Annotated in this window: 12 protein-coding genes (1 of these 12 cut by a window edge); 7 read left to right on the top strand and 5 right to left on the bottom strand. The window is 65.0% G+C overall.

From position 1 onward, the window contains the following. The 6 genes from SS05631_RS17995 to SS05631_RS17965 form a co-directional block, all read left to right on the top strand. Positions 1-1100: the 3' portion of an ABC transporter substrate-binding protein gene (locus SS05631_RS17995; RefSeq protein WP_037418619.1), read on the top strand. The gene continues 124 nt to the left of window position 1, outside the view; only the last 1100 of its 1224 coding nucleotides appear in the window; its start codon lies off the left edge, out of view; its stop codon occupies positions 1098-1100. Continuing rightward, a complete protein-coding gene (locus SS05631_RS17990) occupies positions 1084-2799 on the top strand; it encodes an ABC transporter permease (RefSeq protein ID WP_095678029.1) in 1716 nt (571 codons plus the stop codon). The genes SS05631_RS17995 and SS05631_RS17990 overlap by 17 nt, the downstream gene beginning before the upstream one ends. After that, positions 2800-3465 carry an ATP-binding cassette domain-containing protein gene (locus SS05631_RS17985; RefSeq protein ID WP_037418593.1) on the top strand — a complete coding sequence of 222 codons (666 nt, stop codon included), beginning with the start codon at positions 2800-2802 and terminating at the stop codon, positions 3463-3465. Then, the gene (hrpB, locus tag SS05631_RS17980) at positions 3462-5924 is read left to right on the top strand and encodes an ATP-dependent helicase HrpB (protein ID WP_037418590.1); all 2463 of its coding nucleotides are present in this window, start codon (positions 3462-3464) and stop codon (positions 5922-5924) included. The genes SS05631_RS17985 and hrpB overlap by 4 nt, the downstream gene beginning before the upstream one ends. 166 nt (positions 5925-6090) lie before the next feature. Further along, on the top strand, positions 6091-7380 hold the full coding sequence (locus SS05631_RS17975; protein WP_037418588.1) for an ActS/PrrB/RegB family redox-sensitive histidine kinase: 1290 nt from the start codon (positions 6091-6093) through the stop codon (positions 7378-7380). Between the two features lie 189 nt (positions 7381-7569). Next, the gene (locus SS05631_RS17965) at positions 7570-8151 is read left to right on the top strand and encodes an ActR/PrrA/RegA family redox response regulator transcription factor (protein ID WP_037418585.1); all 582 of its coding nucleotides are present in this window, start codon (positions 7570-7572) and stop codon (positions 8149-8151) included. On the opposite strand, the gene SS05631_RS17960 is transcribed toward SS05631_RS17965, so the two are convergent. Then, positions 8152-8676, bottom strand: coding sequence for an MmcB family DNA repair protein (locus tag SS05631_RS17960; protein WP_037418582.1), 525 nt, complete (start codon positions 8674-8676; stop codon positions 8152-8154). A gap of 171 nt (positions 8677-8847) precedes the next feature. On the opposite strand from SS05631_RS17960, the gene SS05631_RS17955 reads away from it, so the two are divergent. Further along, positions 8848-9522, top strand: a complete 675-nt coding sequence (locus SS05631_RS17955) for a L,D-transpeptidase (RefSeq protein ID WP_095678028.1) — start codon at positions 8848-8850, stop codon at positions 9520-9522. 66 nt (positions 9523-9588) lie between these two features. Here the strand turns inward: SS05631_RS17955 and SS05631_RS17950 are convergent, their stop codons facing one another. The 4 genes from SS05631_RS17950 to SS05631_RS17935 form a co-directional block, all read right to left on the bottom strand. After that, complete coding sequence (locus SS05631_RS17950) at positions 9589-11766, bottom strand: malate synthase G (protein WP_037418576.1); 2178 nt, start codon at positions 11764-11766, stop codon at positions 9589-9591. 223 nt (positions 11767-11989) lie between these two features. Next, a complete protein-coding gene (locus tag SS05631_RS17945) occupies positions 11990-13999 on the bottom strand; it encodes a hydantoinase/oxoprolinase family protein (RefSeq protein ID WP_037418573.1) in 2010 nt (669 codons plus the stop codon). 369 nt (positions 14000-14368) lie between these two features. After that, on the bottom strand, positions 14369-15769 hold the full coding sequence (locus tag SS05631_RS17940) for a cytochrome P450 (RefSeq protein ID WP_037418613.1): 1401 nt from the start codon (positions 15767-15769) through the stop codon (positions 14369-14371). Positions 15770-15872: 103 nt separating this feature from the next. Then, entirely contained in the window at positions 15873-16823 is a 951-nt protein-coding gene (locus SS05631_RS17935; protein WP_083854013.1) for a DUF1402 family protein, read from the bottom strand. Positions 16824-16957 lie beyond the last annotated feature (134 nt).

Raw genomic sequence — 16957 nt, 5'->3', positions numbered from 1 at the left:
ATTTCAACGCCTGGGGCGGCTCCGAGAATATCAACGCCTATATTCGCTGGGCGGGCGGCGAGATGAAATCCCGCTACGGCGTCGACGTGGTGCATGTGAAGCTCGACGATACGGCGAAAGCGGTCGCAACGGTGGTTGCGGAGAAGGCGGCGGGGAAGAACGACGGCGGTGCGGTCGATCTCGTCTGGATCAACGGCGAGAATTTCGCGGCGATGAAGCGCGAAGGGCTTCTCTTCGGGCCCGACTGGGCGACGAAACTGCCGAACTGGCGCTATGTCGATCATGAGACCAAGCCGACGGTGCTTCGGGATTTCACCATTCCGACCGAGGGGCTGGAAAGCCCTTGGGGTGGCGCCAAGCTGGTGTTCTTCCATGATACGGCGCGAACGCGGAAAGCCGATCTGCCCGATTCGGCAAAAGGGCTCCTGACGTGGGCGGAAGCCAATCCGGGCCGCTTTTCCTATCCTCAGCCACCGGATTTCACCGGCACCTCCTTCCTGAAGCAAGTGTTGATCGAGCTCATCGACGACAAGCCCAAGCTGCAACGGCCGGTCGACGACGCGACTTTCGCGGCGGATGCCGCGCCGCTGTTCGCCTATCTCGACAAGCTAACACCGCTTCTGTGGCGGCAAGGCAAAGCCTATCCGCAGAACTATCCCGACATGAAGCAGAAGCTCGCCGATGGCGAGCTCGATATCATCTTCGCGTTCAACCCGGCGGAGGCGTCGTCGGCTATCGCCAATGGCGAGCTTCCGGACACGGTGCGCTCCTTCGTCTTTTCCGGCGGCACGCTCGGCAACACGCATTTCCTCGCCATCCCTTATAATGCCACGGCGAAGGCCGGGGCGCTGCTCGTCGCCGATTTCCTGCTTTCGCCCGAAGCGCAACTGCGCAAGCAGGATCCGAAGGTCTGGGGAGATCCGACCGTTCTTTCCGTGGCAAAGCTTGCCGCCGAGGATCGATCCGCCTTCGAAAAGCTCGATCTCGGCATTGCCACTCTGAAGCCGGACGAGCTCGGACCGGCGCTCGACGAGCCGCATCCGGACTGGATGATACGCATCGAGGCCGAATGGATCCGGCGCTATGGGGCGGCCAATTAGCGTCAAAGCGTTGAAGGGATCGCGCACTTTTACCGCGAACACGCTTCTTGCCCTGATCCTGGGACTGCCGATCCTTGCCGGCGTGGCGGGAGTCATCCTGCCTGCCTTCGGCTACCTCCCGGCGCTCGGCGGCTCGGAATTCACGCTCGGTCATTTCGCCGAGCTTGCCGGCCAGCCGCATATCCTGCGCTCGAGCCTCACCGGCCTCGTGATCGGCCTGACCACCACCGGCGCTGCCGTTGCGATCGTCGGCACTTTCCTGGCAGGATTTGCCGGAACGCCGGCCTTTTCCCGCATTCAGCACATGGTGTCGCCGCTGCTTGCCGTTCCGCATGCGGCCGCCGCCTTCGCGCTGGCCTTCCTCGTGGCGCCCTCGGGCTTTCTCCTTCGGCTCGTTTCGCCGGAACTGACCGGCTTCGGGCGGCCGCCGCAATGGCTCGTTCCGAACGATCCGCTCGCTCTCTCGATGCTCGTCGGGCTGATCACCAAGGAAGTACCCTTCCTCTTCCTGATCGCGCTCGCCGCGTTGCCGCATCTGCCGCTCCGCCAATCCCGACAATTGACCGCAGCGCTCGGCTATGGGCGCCTGATCGGCTTTCTCGTCAGCCTCTGGCCGGCCCTCTACCGGCAGCTCCGCCTGGCGGTGTTCGCGGTCCTCGTCTATTCCGTCTCGGTCGTCGACGTCGCGATCATCCTCGGACCGCAGCTGCCGGCAACGCTGCCGGTGCGGATCGCCCAATGGACGGCGGATCACGACCTCGGCGCCCGGTTTCTCGCCTCGGCGGCCGCCCTGCTGCAGCTTGCCGTCGTTCTTGGAGCGGTCGCAATCTGGCTGCTGATCGAACGGCTCGGTCGATTTGTCCTCCGCAAGCTGACCTATTCGGGGCGGCGCCTGAGAAACGACGCCATGCCCCGGTTCGTCTCAGCTTTCGCAATGGCCGGCTGCGCCGCCTCCATCTTCCTCGGCATTACCCTACTCGGCCTCTGGTCGGTTGCCGGGCTCTGGCCATTCCCGGCGGCCTTGCCGGCGGAGCTCACGCTGCAAACCTGGTTGCGAACGCTGCCGCCGCTCTGGCCGGCGCTCCGAACCACGATTGCCCTCGCTCTCCTGTCGGCGGCGCTCGCTCTCTTTTGTGCCATTCTGCTGCTCCACCGTAACGGCGCCGCAGAGCGTGGCAGGAACGTGCCGCGTCACCGATTGCTCTATCTTCCGCTGCTGCTGCCGGAAATCAGTTTCGTTTTCGGCCTGCAGATCCTGATCATCTCGGCAGGACTTAAACCCGCGTTTTGGAGTGTTCTGGCAGTCCACTTCCTGTTCGCCTTGCCTTACGTGCTGCTGTCGCTCTCCGCCCCCTGGCGCGAGCTCGATCCGCGCTTCGAAAGGGTCGCGGCCGGCTTCGGCAAGTCCGCGCTGCGAACGCTGCTGACCGTCCGCCTGCCGCTCCTGTTTCGCGCATGCCTCACCGCCTTTGCCGTCGGCTTTTCGGTGTCCGTCAGCCTCTATCTTCCGACGCTGCTGATCGGCGCGGGGCGGCTGACGACGATTGCCACCGAGGCGGTGGCGCTTTCCTCCGGCGGCGACCGGCGGGTGATCGGCGTCTATGCGCTCGTCCAGGCATCCCTGCCCTTTCTTGCATTTCTCGTTGCCTCGCTCGGCCCCCAGTTGCTATTCCGCAACCGCCAGGCCATGAGGACGTGAATGCTGGAAATCGCCGAGACTAGACCCCTGACGCTGTCAGACGTGACGATCCGGCTGGCGGACCGGACGCTGCTTGCGGTGTCGGCGACGGTGATGCCGGGGGAGGTTCTGACGATCATGGGACCGTCCGGCTCCGGAAAGTCAGCGTTGCTCGCCTTTGCCGGCGGCTTCCTCGATCCGGCATTCGAGGCCAGCGGGCAGCTGCTGATCGGCAAGGAAGACCTGACCAATGTTGCCGCCAACCGGCGCCACGCGGGCATCCTGTTCCAGGATCCGCTGCTGTTCCCGCATCTCTCCGTCGGAGGCAACATCCTGTTTGCCATTCCGCCGTCCGTCCGGGGACGCGCGACACGCCGCGCGCTTGCGGAGGGGGCGCTCGCCGAGGTCGGGCTCGCCGGCTTCTTCGACCGCGACCCGGAAACGCTCTCCGGCGGCCAGAAGGCGCGGGTGGCGCTGCAGCGGGTGCTCGTCTCGGCTCCGCACTTCCTGCTGCTCGACGAGCCTTTTTCCAAGCTCGACGCGGCGCTGAGGCAGCAGATGCGCGAACTGGTCTTCTCGAGAGCCAGGGCGGCTGGCCTGCCTGCCCTCCTCGTCACCCATGACCGCGCCGATGCGGAGGCGGCCGGCGGCACGGTGGTCGAAATCGGCGGCGAGGCGAAGCCATGAGGGCCGAGCTTCCATCCCTGCCGGTCCGCGAGATCCTGCCGGCACTTGCCGAAGCGCTCGGGAGATCGCCATCCGTCGTTCTCTCCGCGCCGCCCGGGGCCGGCAAGACGACGCTGGTGCCGCTTTTCCTCCTCGATCAACTGTGGCTGAACGGCGGCAAGATCATCCTGCTCGAACCGCGGCGCCTCGCGGCGCGGGCCGCGGCCGGTCGAATGGCCGCGTTGCTGGGCGAGACGGTCGGCGAGACCGTCGGCTACCGCATGCGGCTCGACAACCGCATTTCGGGGAAGACCCGGATCGAGGTGGTGACCGAAGGCGTCTTTACCCGGATGATCCTCGACGATCCGGAGCTTGCCGGCGTTTCGGCGGTCCTTTTCGACGAGTTTCACGAGCGATCGCTCGACGCCGATTTCGGCCTGGCGCTGGCGCTCGACGTGCAATCGGCGCTGCGCGACGATTTGAAAATCATCGTCATGTCGGCGACGCTCGACGTCGAGCGGGCCGCCGGGCTGCTTGGAGACGCGCCGGTCCTTCAGAGCGAGGGGCGGAGCTATCCGATCGATATCCGCTACGAGAGCAGAGGCACCGGTGAAAGCGTCGAGGATGCGGTGCTTCGGACGATCACCGAGGCGCATCGGTCCGAGGAGGGCTCGATCCTCGCCTTCCTGCCGGGGCAGGCCGAGATCACCCGGACGGCCGAACGCCTCGCCGGACGCTTCGATCAGAACACGATGATCGTGCCGCTCTACGGCAATCTCAGCCAGAAGGAGCAGGATGCGGCGATCCGGCCGGCGCCGAAGGGCAGCCGCAAGATCGTGCTCGCAACCTCGATCGCCGAAACCTCGATCACCATCGACGGGGTGCGCATCGTCGTCGACAGCGGCCTGCAGCGGCTGCCGGTCTTCGAGGCTTCGACCGGAATCACCCGGCTGGAGACCGTGCGCGTCTCACGGGCCTCGGCCGACCAGCGTGCCGGGCGCGCCGGGCGAACCGAGCCGGGTGTCGCCATCCGGCTGTGGCATGCGGGCCAGTCGGCGGCACTTGCCGCCTTCACGCCGCCGCAGATTCTCGCCAGCGACCTTTCCGGCCTGCTGCTCGACCTTGCCCATTGGGGTGTCGCCGATCCATCGTCACTCAAATTCATCGACCCGCCGCCGGAAACGACGCTGCGGGAAGCGCGCAGCCTGCTCGTCGAATTGGGAGCACTCGACGCGCGTGGGGCGTTGACGGCGAGAGGGCGCATGATCCGCGACCTCGCCTTGCCAGTCAGGCTGGCAGCAATGGCGGTTTCGGCCGCAGATGAGGGGCAGGCGCATGAGGCCTGCCTCATCGCGGTGATGCTCACCGAACAGGGCCTCGGCGGCAACAGCCTCGACATCGAGGATCGGCTGCGGCGCTTCCGCAGCGAGCAGAGCGATCGGGCGGAGGCGGCACGCGGGCTTGCGAGACGAATGGCCGCGGACCTCGCTCGATCGAAACCCAGGGGAGAGTCCGGCCCGCCAGGGCCGCTGCTGATGCATGCCTTTCCGGATCGCATAGCCCTGCAGCGCGGCGGCCGCGGCCGCTTCGTAATGGCCAACGGGCGCGGCGCGGAAGTGCCGGAGACCGAGCGGCTGGCGGCGGCGGCGATGCTGGTGATTGCCGATCTGACCGGACGGGCCGGCGCGCAGCGAGTGCTGGCGGCGGCGGAAATCACCAGAGCCGATGTCGAGGCCCATATGCCCGAGGCGATCGTCACGGAGGAGCAAAGTTTCTTCGACCGGGCGAGCCGCCAGGTCAGGGCTCGCCGCGTGACCCGGCTCGGGGCTATCATTTTCGACGAGGCGCCGCTGCCGCGGCCGCGCGGCGAGCCCGCAGCGCGAGCGCTCGCCGACGGCATTCGCCAGTTCGGATTGGCTGCCGTGCCGTTTCCGAAGGACGTGGATCAATTGCGCGACCGCATCGGCTTTCTTCACCGCTCGGTCGGCGAGCCCTGGCCCGACATGTCGGATGCGGCGCTCATCTCCCGCCTCGATGAATGGTTCGTTCCGTTTCAAGGGGAGGCCGGCGGCATCGACGGGATCAAGGGCCGTGACCTCGCCGAAGGGCTGATGTCACTCGTTCCTTACGATTTGCAGCGCGATCTTGCGAAGCTCGCTCCGACGCATTTCGAAGCGCCGACCGGACAGCGCCACCCGATCCATTACGACGGCGACGAACCGCTACTTTCGATCCGCGTCCAGGAACTCTTCGGTCTCAAGGCGCATCCGGCCATCGGCGACGGGCGGCTGCCGCTGCTGCTTGAATTGATCTCGCCCGGCCAGCGCCCGATCCAGACGACGCGCGACCTGCCGGGCTTCTGGGCCGGCTCCTGGAAGGACGTCCGCGCCGACATGCGTGGCCGCTACCCGAAGCACCCCTGGCCAGAGGATCCGGCCAACGCGATGCCGACGACGCGCGCCAAGCCGCGCGGCACCTAAAGCGCGTCGCGTTCAAGCGTATTCACGCGGCCCGCTTTAGGTCTTTGTTTCTGTGCATGTCGCCCAAAACCGCTGCGCACGTTTGGGCGACATGCATTAGGGCTGGTTTGTCATTCGGGGATTGCGATAGTCTTTGAAGCGAGCGCATGAGGGGCCGGCAGGCAGAATGGCGACGATGACACTCGACAACGAACTCAACAGCAATCGCAGCCTGAGGCTGCAGACGCTCGTGCGGCTGCGCTGGCTGGCGGTCGGCGGCCAGTCCGTCGCCGTTATCGTCACGGCGCTATGGCTGCAGTTTCCCCTGCCGCTCGTTCCCTGCTCGCTGCTGATCGCCAGTCTGGCGTTGCTCAATGTCTTTCTCACCATCCGCTTCCCGCCGACGCATCGCCTGACGGCGGCGGCCGCCTTCGTGCTGCTGGGTCTCGATCTCGCGCAGCTGACGGCGCTGCTCTTCATCACCGGCGGGCTCGCCAATCCGTTCGCGCCGCTGCTCTGCGTGCCGGTGATCATCTCGTCAGCCTCGCAGCCGAAGCCGCACAGCATCGTGCTTGCCGTGTTCGCGGTGATCGGCGTCACCGCGCTCGCTTTCTCGCCCTTCCCGCTGCCCTGGTATCCCGGCACGGTGCTGTTGATGCCGCGCGTGCTGACGGCGGGCATCTGGTTCGCGATCGTCTCGATGACGGCCTTCGCCGCTTTCTACACCTATCGCGTCTCGCTCGAGGCAAGCGAACTTTCGGAGGCGCTAACGGCGACCGAACTGGTGCTCCAGCGCGAAAAGCACCTGTCGCAGCTCGACGGACTCGCCGCCGCTGCTGCCCACGAACTCGGCACGCCGCTTGCGACGATCACCGTCGTCGCCAAGGAGATGGAGCGGGAGCTCGGCGACGACCCGCGCTTCGGCGAGGACGTGCACCTGCTGCGCAGCCAGAGCGAGCGCTGCCGCGACATTCTGAAGCGCCTGACCACGCTTTCCTCCGAAAGCGAGGAGCATATGCGGCTTCTGCCGCTCTCCTCGCTGATCGAGGAGGTGATGGCGCCGCATCGCGAATTCGGTATCCAGATCAAGTTGATCCAGAAGGGGGACCGCGCCAGCGAGCCGGTCGGCAACCGCAATGCCGGAATCCTCTACGGCCTCGGCAATCTTCTCGAAAATGCCGTGGACTATGCCCGCGAGGCGGTGACGGTCACGGTCGAGCACACGGCGGAGCGCGTCAAGGTGACGATCGAGGACGATGGCGACGGCTTTTCGCCGGATATTCTCGCAAGGATCGGTGAGCCCTATGTCACCCGCAGGCAGAAGGAAGACAGCGCCGGGGGGCTGGGACTCGGCCTCTTCATCGCCAAGACGCTTCTGGAGCGATCCGGTGCAAGGCTTCGTTTCGAGAATAGCCCCGGTGCCCGGGTCAGCGTCGAATGGCCGCGTGTACTGATGGATACGAAACTGGCGAAATGATTTTTGGCAGTTTATTGAAGACTGCTACTGCATGTCTCCTTAAATCGACCTCGATTTAAGGACAAAGACATGCAGCAATTTCTAAGTGCTACAGCGACCTTTGCGCGTCTGATAAGACGCGCGGCGCTGTAGGAATAACCTACATAGTTTCAGCGCAATCACCCCAGTTTTGGCTCCGGATTTACGAGAATGACCGAAAAATCGCCGGCTGCGCATGCCACCCCTCAAGATGCCGAACTGATCGGAGCGGACAAGACGCTGTTGATCGTCGACGACGACGGGCCCTTCCTGCGCCGCCTGGCGCGCGCCATGGAGGCACGCGGCTTCGCGGTGGAGATCGCCGAATCGGTCGCCGAGGGCATCGCCAAGGCCAAGACGCGGCCGCCGAAACATGCGGTCATCGATCTGAGGCTGGGCGACGGCAGCGGCCTCGACGTGATCGAGGCAATACGCGGCCGGCGCGACGACACAAGGATGATCGTGCTGACCGGCTACGGCAATATCGCCACCGCCGTGAACGCCGTGAAGCTCGGGGCGCTCGACTATCTCGCCAAGCCGGCGGATGCGGACGAGATTTTCGCCGCCCTCGTGCGGCGCGAGGGCGAGCGCGTCGAACTGCCGGAAAACCCGATGTCGGCCGATCGCGTCCGCTGGGAACATATCCAGCGGGTCTATGAAATGTGCGAGCGCAACGTCTCGGAGACGGCTCGGCGCCTCAACATGCATCGCCGCACGCTGCAGCGCATTCTGGCAAAACGCGCGCCGAAGTAGCTAATCCCGCGCGCCGCTGACGATGTCGCTGATCGACTGGCCGAGTTCACCATTGCGCTCGGCCGCCCATTCGGCAAGCATCAGCCGCTGCGCCGCGGTGCGTGCAAAGGCCTGGGTGACCGATTTGCGGGTCGCCGGCGCCAGGCGATGTTCCGGCGCTTCGCGCAGCATATGCGCGTCGTAGCCGTCGGAGAGCAGCAGTCCGCACTCCTGGGAGAAGATCTCTAGCGGCACGTGCGCGTGGGTGGCGAAGAACAATCGGTCGCAATGGAGGCGGTATTCGGGCCACTTGCGGTCGACGCGGAAGTCTTCGATCGACGTCTTGATCTCGACGATCCAGATCTCCCCCTTCGGGGAAATCGAAATCAGGTCCGCACGGCGGCCGCTGGCGAGCGTCAGTTCCGGCAGCACCGCGTGGCGCAATTCCAGGAACAATCGCTGTACGCCACGGCGCACCTTCAGCGCCCGCTCGGACTGACGCCCGTCGGAGAGCGGATTGTCGCCATGGATCGATAGGATCGTCATCGGCTATCCCAACCTCTCTTCCCCTTGTTGCAAAAAAACCATCGTCACGGAATTTGCACATTTCGGCCGAATTGCGGCGGCGCGATCTATTGCGCCATGCACGGCAATCGCAAATAAGCTGGCGGCCGGGCACCTCCCCCCGATTTCCTGATTCCCTTTTACGAGACCCCCATGCGCTTCCGCAACGCTCTCCTTTTGTGCAGTCTGGCGGCGACCGTCTTCATCGCCGGCTGCTCGCAAACGACGTCCACCGCAGGCTCTGCTCCCGAGGGCCAGAAGGTCGCGACAAATCAGATCTTTACCGGCAATTACGGCGCCGTCGAGGACCACGGCTATCCCTTGCCGGCCATTCCGATCAAGCGCCTTGACGAGCGCTTCCACCGCCAGATCGTCGATTACGACACCAAGGAGCGGCCGGGAACCATCGTCGTCAACACGCCGAACCGCTTCCTCTACTACGTGCTGCCGGGTGGCAAGGCGGTGCGCTACGGCATCGGTGTCGGCAAGGCCGGTTTTGCCTGGGAAGGCGAGGCCTATGTCGCCTGGAAACAGGAATGGCCGACCTGGCACCCGCCGAAGGAAATGGCCGAGCGCAAGCCGGAAGTCGCCAAATATGTCGAAGAGGGCATGGGTCCCGGCATCACCAATCCGCTCGGCGCCCGCGCCCTCTATCTCTTCAACGAGGAAGGCAGGGACACGCTCTTCCGCCTGCACGGCACGCCGGAATGGGCCTCGATCGGCACCGCAGCCTCCTCTGGCTGCATCCGCCTGATGAACCAGGACATCATCGATCTTTACTCGCGGGTCCGTCCTGGGCGGAGTGCACGCGTCGTCGTGCAGCAGTAACGGCTGGAAACGAGCGAGAGCTTAAACAAAGGGCCGCCGGTTTATGCCGGCGGCCCTTTCGTTTTGCTATCGCTGTGCCGCCTGCTTCGCCTTCAACTCCAGCCGCCGGCGATGCAGCACCGGTTCGGTGTAGCCGTTCGGCTGTTCCCGGCCCTGGAGCACCAGGTCCAGCGCCGCCTGGAAGGCAATCGAATCGTCGAATCGGCCGGCCATCGGGTGAAAGTTCGGATCGCCGGCATTCTGCCGGTCGACGATTTCCGCCATACGCTTCATGGTTTCGACGATCTGCGCCTCGCTGACGATGCCGTGGTGCAGCCAGTTGGCCATGTGCTGCGCCGAGATGCGCAGCGTCGCGCGGTCTTCCATCAGACCGACATTGTTGATGTCGGGAACTTTCGAACAGCCGACTCCCTGGTCGACCCAGCGCACGACATAGCCGAGAATCCCCTGGGCGTTGTTGTCGAGTTCGCGCTGGATTTCCTCTTCCGTCCAGTTCGGCCGTCCCGCCACGGGCACCGAGAGAATATCCGCGAGCTTGGCCCGCGGCCGGCTTTTCAGACCTGCCTGGACCTCGGCGACGTTGACGCGGTGATAATGCGTTGCATGCAGCGTCGCCGCCGTCGGCGAGGGAACCCAGGCGGTGTTGGCGCCGGCCTTCGGATGGGCGATCTTCTGCTCGAGCATCGCCGCCATCAGGTCGGGCATCGCCCACATGCCCTTGCCGATCTGGGCACGTCCGGAAAGCCCGCAGTCGAGGCCGATATCGACGTTCCAGTTCTCGTAGGCGCCGATCCAGGCGGCCTGCTTCATGTCGCCCTTGCGGATCATCGGCCCGGCCTCCATGGAGGTGTGGATCTCGTCGCCGGTGCGGTCGAGGAACCCGGTGTTGATGAAGACGACGCGCGCGCGGGCGGCGCGGATGCATTCCTTGAGGTTGACGGTGGTGCGTCGTTCCTCGTCCATGATCCCCATCTTGATCGTGTTTTCCGGAAGCCCAAGTGCGGCCTCGACGCGCGAAAAAATCTCGCAGGCGAACGCCACTTCCTCGGGCCCATGCATCTTCGGCTTGACCACATACATGGAGCCCGAGGGCGAGTTTGCCCGCCGGCCATTCGGGCCGATGTCGTGCAGCGCGATCAGTGCCGTCACCATGGCGTCCATCAGGCCTTCGGGCACCTCGCGGCCGTCCTGGTCGAGGATCGCCGGGTTGGTCATCAGATGCCCGACATTGCGCACGAGCATCAGCGAACGGCCCGGCAGCGTCAGCGTTGCCCCATCCGGCGCGGTGAAGACGCGGTCGGCGTTCAGGGTCCGGGTGAAGGTCCGGTCGCCCTTGGCGACCTCTTCCTCGAGGTCGCCCTTCATCAGCCCGAGCCAGTTGCGATAGACGACGACCTTGTCCTCGGCGTCGACGGCGGCGACCGAATCCTCGCAATCCATGATCGTGGTGATCGCCGATTCGAGGATGATGTCGGAAATCCCGGCCGCATCGGTCTGGCCGATCGGCGTCTTCGCATCGACGACGATGACGATGTGCAGATTGTTCTGGGTGAGAGCGATCTCGGAGGGCGCCGCTGCGGTGCCGGAATAGCCGGCGAACTGCGCCGTATTGCGAAGCGTCGTCCGGACGCCGGTCATCAAGGTCAGCGAGAGAGTCGACCCGTCGACCGCAAGCGCGGCGACGTCGCTCCAGCGGCCTGTCGCGAGCGGCGCGCTCGCATCGAGAAAGTCCCGGGCCCAGGCGATGACCTTGGCACCGCGCGCCGGATTATAGCCCTTGCCGCGCTCGGCCCCGTCCGTATCGGCAATGGCGTCGGTGCCGTAAAGTGCGTCATAGAGCGAGCCCCAGCGCGCATTGGCGGCGTTCAGCGCATAGCGGGCATTCATCACCGGCACGACGAGCTGCGGACCGGCAATGGTCGCGATCTCGGCATCGACATTGGCAGTCGAGACGGAGAAATCCGGTCCCTCCGGCAGGAGATAGCCGATCTCTTTGAGGAAGTTCTGGTAGGCCTCCATATCGACCGGCGCGCCATGCTCGCGATACCAGGCATCGAGCTTCGCCTGGAGTTCGTCACGCCGCGCGAGAAGGGCGCGGTTCTTCGGCGCGAGATCATGCACGAGAGCCGACAGGGCGGCGAAGAAACGGTCAGGATCGACACCGGTCCCCGGCATCGCCTCATCGACCAGAAAGCGGTGGAGGCCCGCATCGATCTTCAGATCATGTTTCTCAATGCGGTCCATGCGGCAGCTCCTGAATCACTCTATGCCCGAGTTCAAATAGATAGGAGCGGGATGCATGCGGAAAAGCAAATTCAGCTTTTCCCATCCGCTCACGCGCGCGGACAGTCTCTCATCAATGGGCTCCCTGTCAATTCGACAAGGATGCGAAGAATTATTTCCAAATCGGAAAAAAATAGTTGAATTGAGGCGGGGGATGCGGGCGGAAAACCGCACACACTTTTCCTCATCCCGCTCTATGTGCGATGCGCGGCCTGCCGCTTGCCGAAGCGATGAAGCGCGCCTCGACCAGCTTGCGCCCGCCCTCTACCTCCGGTGCATCGATCTCTTCCCAACTCGTCGCGGCAGGTTCCTCCGCGCCGTTGGCGCGTGCCGTCTGCAGCGCCATCACCTCGGCGCGGCGGCGGGCGGCACCGAAGGCCGCCTCCTGGTCGAGGAAGCGCTCGCTCGCGCCGGCGCCGTTGACGATGAAGATACCCTCCTCGGGTGTCGTGACGAAGACGGTAACAGTGGCGCGCACCTGGCCGACGACGGCGCCGACGGCATTGGCGACATCCGCCTCCGCCGGGATTGCCGCTTCCGTCGCCAGCATCGCTGCGATCGCCGGATAATAGACCGGCGCCGAGGCTCCAAGGCCGACGAGCGGCCGGTCGAGGCCGAGCGAGAAGCGGACGATACCGGGCTTGCGCTTCAATGCCCGGTCGACGGCAAGCGAAGCGGCCGGATCTATGGCGCCGGCGCCGTCCTCATGCAGGCAGGCCTGGAGAATCACTTCCGAGGACTGCCGCGTCAGCCGGTCGACGATCATTTGCGCCAGCATCTCGGCGGAGCGGGCAATCGGCTGGCCCGAGCCGTCCTTGGTTCGGGCGGCGATCTTCAAGCCGAGCAGCGCGGCCTCGCTGTTCCACTGCGACTGGCGACCGAGCACGTGCATCGCGTCGGACGGCGTGAGCGCGCAGATATGCACCAGCCCGCGGGCGACAAGCCGGTCGAGCGTCGCCTTCTGCGGCGTGCTGAGGATCAATTCGGCAAGCGCCACCGGCACCGTGCCGATCCGGTCGTAGAGCGCCTGCTCCTGCGGCTGCAGGCCGCTTGCGAGATGGTCGGGCAGGCCGGTGCGGACCGCAAGGCGGCCGTCGTGGCGCCCGGCATGAGTGGCACGCAAATGCTTGTCGAGCACCGAAATGACCGCATCGCCATGCAGCGCCGCCGCAAGGCTCAAGGGCAGGACGCGGCGGGGCCCAAGATCGATCTTCGCCTTGAGGCCGCGATCGTTGATCTTCACCTCCGAATCGCCGCCGAGGCCGTAGGTGCGCATCGCGACCGCCTCGACCATGGTGCGGAAGCCGCCGACGACGGCGCCATCCGCATCGAGCCGCGGGCGGCCGGCATCGAGGACGGCGACATCCGTCGTCGTGCCGCCGATATCGGAGACGACGGCATTTTCCAGCCCCGTGAGATAACGTGCGCCGACCAGGCTGGCGGCCGGCCCGGAGAGGATCGTCTCGATCGGCCGCAGCCGCGCCTCGGCGGCCGAGATCAGCGCGCCGTCGCCGCGCACCACCATCATCGGCACGTCGATGCCGCGCGCCTTCAGGAAATCTTCGCAAGAGCCGACCAGGCGGTCGATCATCGAAACCAGCCGGGCATTGAGAAGCGTCGTCAGCGCCCGGCGCGGACCGCCGAGCTTGGAAGAGAGTTCATGGCTGCAGGTGACCGGCAGGTGCGAGACTTCGCGGATGCGCTCGCGCACGCGTTTCTCGTGGTCCGGGTTGCGCACGGCGAAATAACCGGCGATCGCGAAGGACGATACTTCCGTGGCAAGCCTTGGCAGCGCCTCGTCGAGCATGCTCATGTCGAGCGGCGTCTCGCCGCCGTGGACGTTGTGGCCACCCGGAAGAAATATCACCGGATCCGAGCCCAGCGCCTCCTGCAGGCCGTCACGCTTCAGGTCCTCGGACCCGAAGCCGATCATCACCAGCCCGGCGCGGCCGCCCTGGCCCTCGACGAGAGCGTTGGTGGCGAGCGTCGTCGACAGCGAGACGAGGCTGATGACGGAGACCGGAACCTTGGCCTTCTCCAGGACGGCTTCCACCGCCCCGGAAATGCCTTCGGCAAGATCGTGCCGCGTCGTCAGGGCCTTGGCCTTGGCGACGACACCGGCCGCTTCGCTGAAAAGGACCGCGTCGGTATAGGTGCCGCCGGTGTCGATGCCGAGAAGAAGATGCGAGGTCAAGGTCTGCTCAGTCCGGTGTTGGAAATCGGGCGAGGCCCGGATGGGAAAGGATCGCTTGGTGATAGGGCATAATTCGGCGAAAGACCATCGTGGCGCGGCGACCTTTGCGCGTCGGATCAGTGCGGAATTCAGTTAGCAGCGAAGGGGGTGACGCTACCCCCCTCTGCCCTGCCGGGCATCTCCCCCAGAAGGAGGGAGATTAGCCAGATGCAAAGGCGCTGCCCGACAGCGAGCTCGCGAGCGCCGAACTCGCTAAATTGGTCGCGCTCAGCAGGATTGGTGGCACGAGACATTGCCGCTTGCCGATCTAGTGGGGGAGATGCCCGGCAGGGCAGAGGGGGGTGCCTCTCCCGGCATGACGCAGAGATTTTACCTCTCCCGCACCGATACCTTCATCGGAAGACCCCCTTTGGGCTGGGTCGTCAGCCTCTGCACCGGCCAGGGATGGGTCGCCTCGGTCAGGTCGAAGCGGAAGCGGTGCATCAGGACCGCAAGGGCGATCACTGCCTCCTGCAAGGCGAAGGTCGCGCCGATGCAGATGCGCGGGCCGGCGCCGAAGGGGAGATACTGGAAGCGGTTGATCTTGTCGCGGTTTTCGGGGAGGAAACGCTCGGGCATGAAGGCGCGCGGCTTCTGCCAGTAGAGCACATGGCGATGCAGCGTCCACGGCATGATCAGCACGGATATGCCCTTGCGGATCGGCACGCGCTCGCCTTGCGGCGAGGTCCACTCGTCCGCCTCGATCGCGGCCCGGTTGATCGAGGGGGCCGGTGGATAGAGGCGCAGCGCCTCCTCGAAGGCGGCGAGCACATGCGGCATCCGTTCAAGCCATTCGACCGGCTCGGCGCCGGTCGCCAGCACCGCGTCGATCTCTCTTTCCATCGTCTCGCGATAGGTCGGCATATTGGCAATGCAATAGAGGCACCAGGCGAGCGCCCGGGCAGTCGTCTCGTGGCCGGCGCCGATGAAGGTCAGGATGTTGTCCTCGATCTCGGACGTCGAAAGCCCCTCGGGACCCTCGAGCTGCAGCAGCAGCGTCAGGAAATCGTTCGGAACCGCGCCGGGCTCCGCCGCCATCAGCCGCCGGCGCTCTGCCATCGTCGCGGCGACGACGCCGCGAAAGCGATCGAGCACTTTCCGGCCGCCAATCCGGGTGAGACGCGGCACCCATGGAGGTGCCACGAGAAGATCCATCGGATCGACACGGCCCATCCGCTGCAGCAGTTCCTCGACATTGGCGGCGAACCCCTCCTTCTCGACGGCGATCTCGCCGGAGAAGAGCGTCTCTGCGAGGATCTCGAAGGTGAGTTCCGTCATGTCGACGGCGACATTGGTGGCGAAGGACTCGGAAGCGGCGCGCTCGTAGCGCCCGACGAAATGCTCCGAGACACGCAGCATCTGGCCGGCAAAGCCCTTCGCATGGCGGGGCGTGAAGACCGGCGCCATCGCCTTGCGCGACCGTTTCCACACCTCGCCTTCCGCCGTCAGTAATCCATCGCGAAGGATGGGGCGGAGGATCAGTCGCCGGACGTTCGACATTTCGTAGTTGGAAGCATTCTCGACGAGAATGTAGCGGATGAGACCCGGATCGTTGACGATCAATGTGCGCTGGTTGATGAACTTCGTTTCGATCCAGGGGAGCGCATAGGAGGGCTCGCCCCAGAGCTCGAGCGGGTTGCGCAGCACCGTGCGGATGATCTCCAGCCGCGAGGGAATGTGAGTGCGCGGGACGGGCGCGGGCGGCTCGAACGGCTCCGGTCGCGTGTCCATGATCATGCCTTTCCTGATGGCCTAACGTTTCAGGTTTTTACGGCGCAATCAAGAAGATGATTCACCTGAAGCAGGCGGGAATTGGCGGAATTTTCGCCCGCGATCAGAGCAGGGCCTCGAGCTCGGCGAGCTTGTCATTGACCAGCCAGCCATAATAGTTCTCTTCCGGCCAGTGAACCTCGCCGCCGGCATTCTTCGCCGCGAGCGCGGCGGCGCGCTCGTCCGGGCTGCCGACATTGTAGAGCGTCGCCGTCAGGCCGGGATTGTGGGAGATGTCCATGCCGGCGATCGATCGGTAAGCGTCGATGGAATGGCGGATCGAGGCGGCCATATAGGCGAGCGAGACGTCCGGATCGATGATCGCCTCATAGACGGCACCGGCATTGTTCTCATCGAGACGATCATAACGGGAGACGCGCGACACCATGTCGGTCAGCATCAGGGCCGTCAGCGGGTTGATCTGGCCGAGGCCGAAGGTCTGGCCGGCGAAAAAGGGCTGGAAGAAGACGGCGCTGAAGCGGTTGTTCGGGAAGGTCTGCCCGCCGACGGTGCGACCGCGGAACTCCTTCTCCCACACCCGCTCGCGGCAGCTCCATAGTGCATAGGAAGATTTCTCGCGGGCGCAGTCGGCGAACTGCGCACGCTTTACGAATTCATCGACGGATTCGCCGTCATAGCCGAAGTGGAAGCTGTTGCCGGCATAGGCGGCCGCCTTGACGTAATAGGCCTGCAGTCGGTCATAGGCATCGACATTGTAGGTGTGCTCGCCGACGATGGCGCCGATCATGTGGATCGGTGCGATGCCATAGGCGGCGGCGGTCGACTTGATCTTCGCCACGAGATTGCGGTCATTGGCGAGCAGTTCGCGTACCTTTTCGTACTTCGCGTCGAAGGAGGTCCGGCCTGCCTTGGTGCGGCGAAGCGAAGCGCCGGGAACCCGCGGCTGCTCTACATGCCGGTTGCCTTCCGGGACCATGCGGATTTCGGCCGCAGCCGGTTGCGCCGCGGAGAGGCAAAGCGTGGCGATAAGAAGCAGGCAGGCGGTCAGACGCACGATCAATTTTCCTGTGAAATTCGGGTCCCGATTCGTCCGGGCGCGGCCCCCTAGGGCAGAATCATGTCGGAATCATGCCCCGTTTCGACCGATCACTGATCGCTCTAGATAAAATGAGGGCGCCTGTCGAGTGA

The organism is Sinorhizobium sp. CCBAU 05631, from assembly GCF_002288505.1.
In the GTDB taxonomy this organism is placed as follows: Bacteria; Pseudomonadota; Alphaproteobacteria; order Rhizobiales; family Rhizobiaceae; genus Sinorhizobium; species Sinorhizobium fredii_C.
This window is presented reverse-complemented; position numbering and strand designations above follow the sequence as displayed.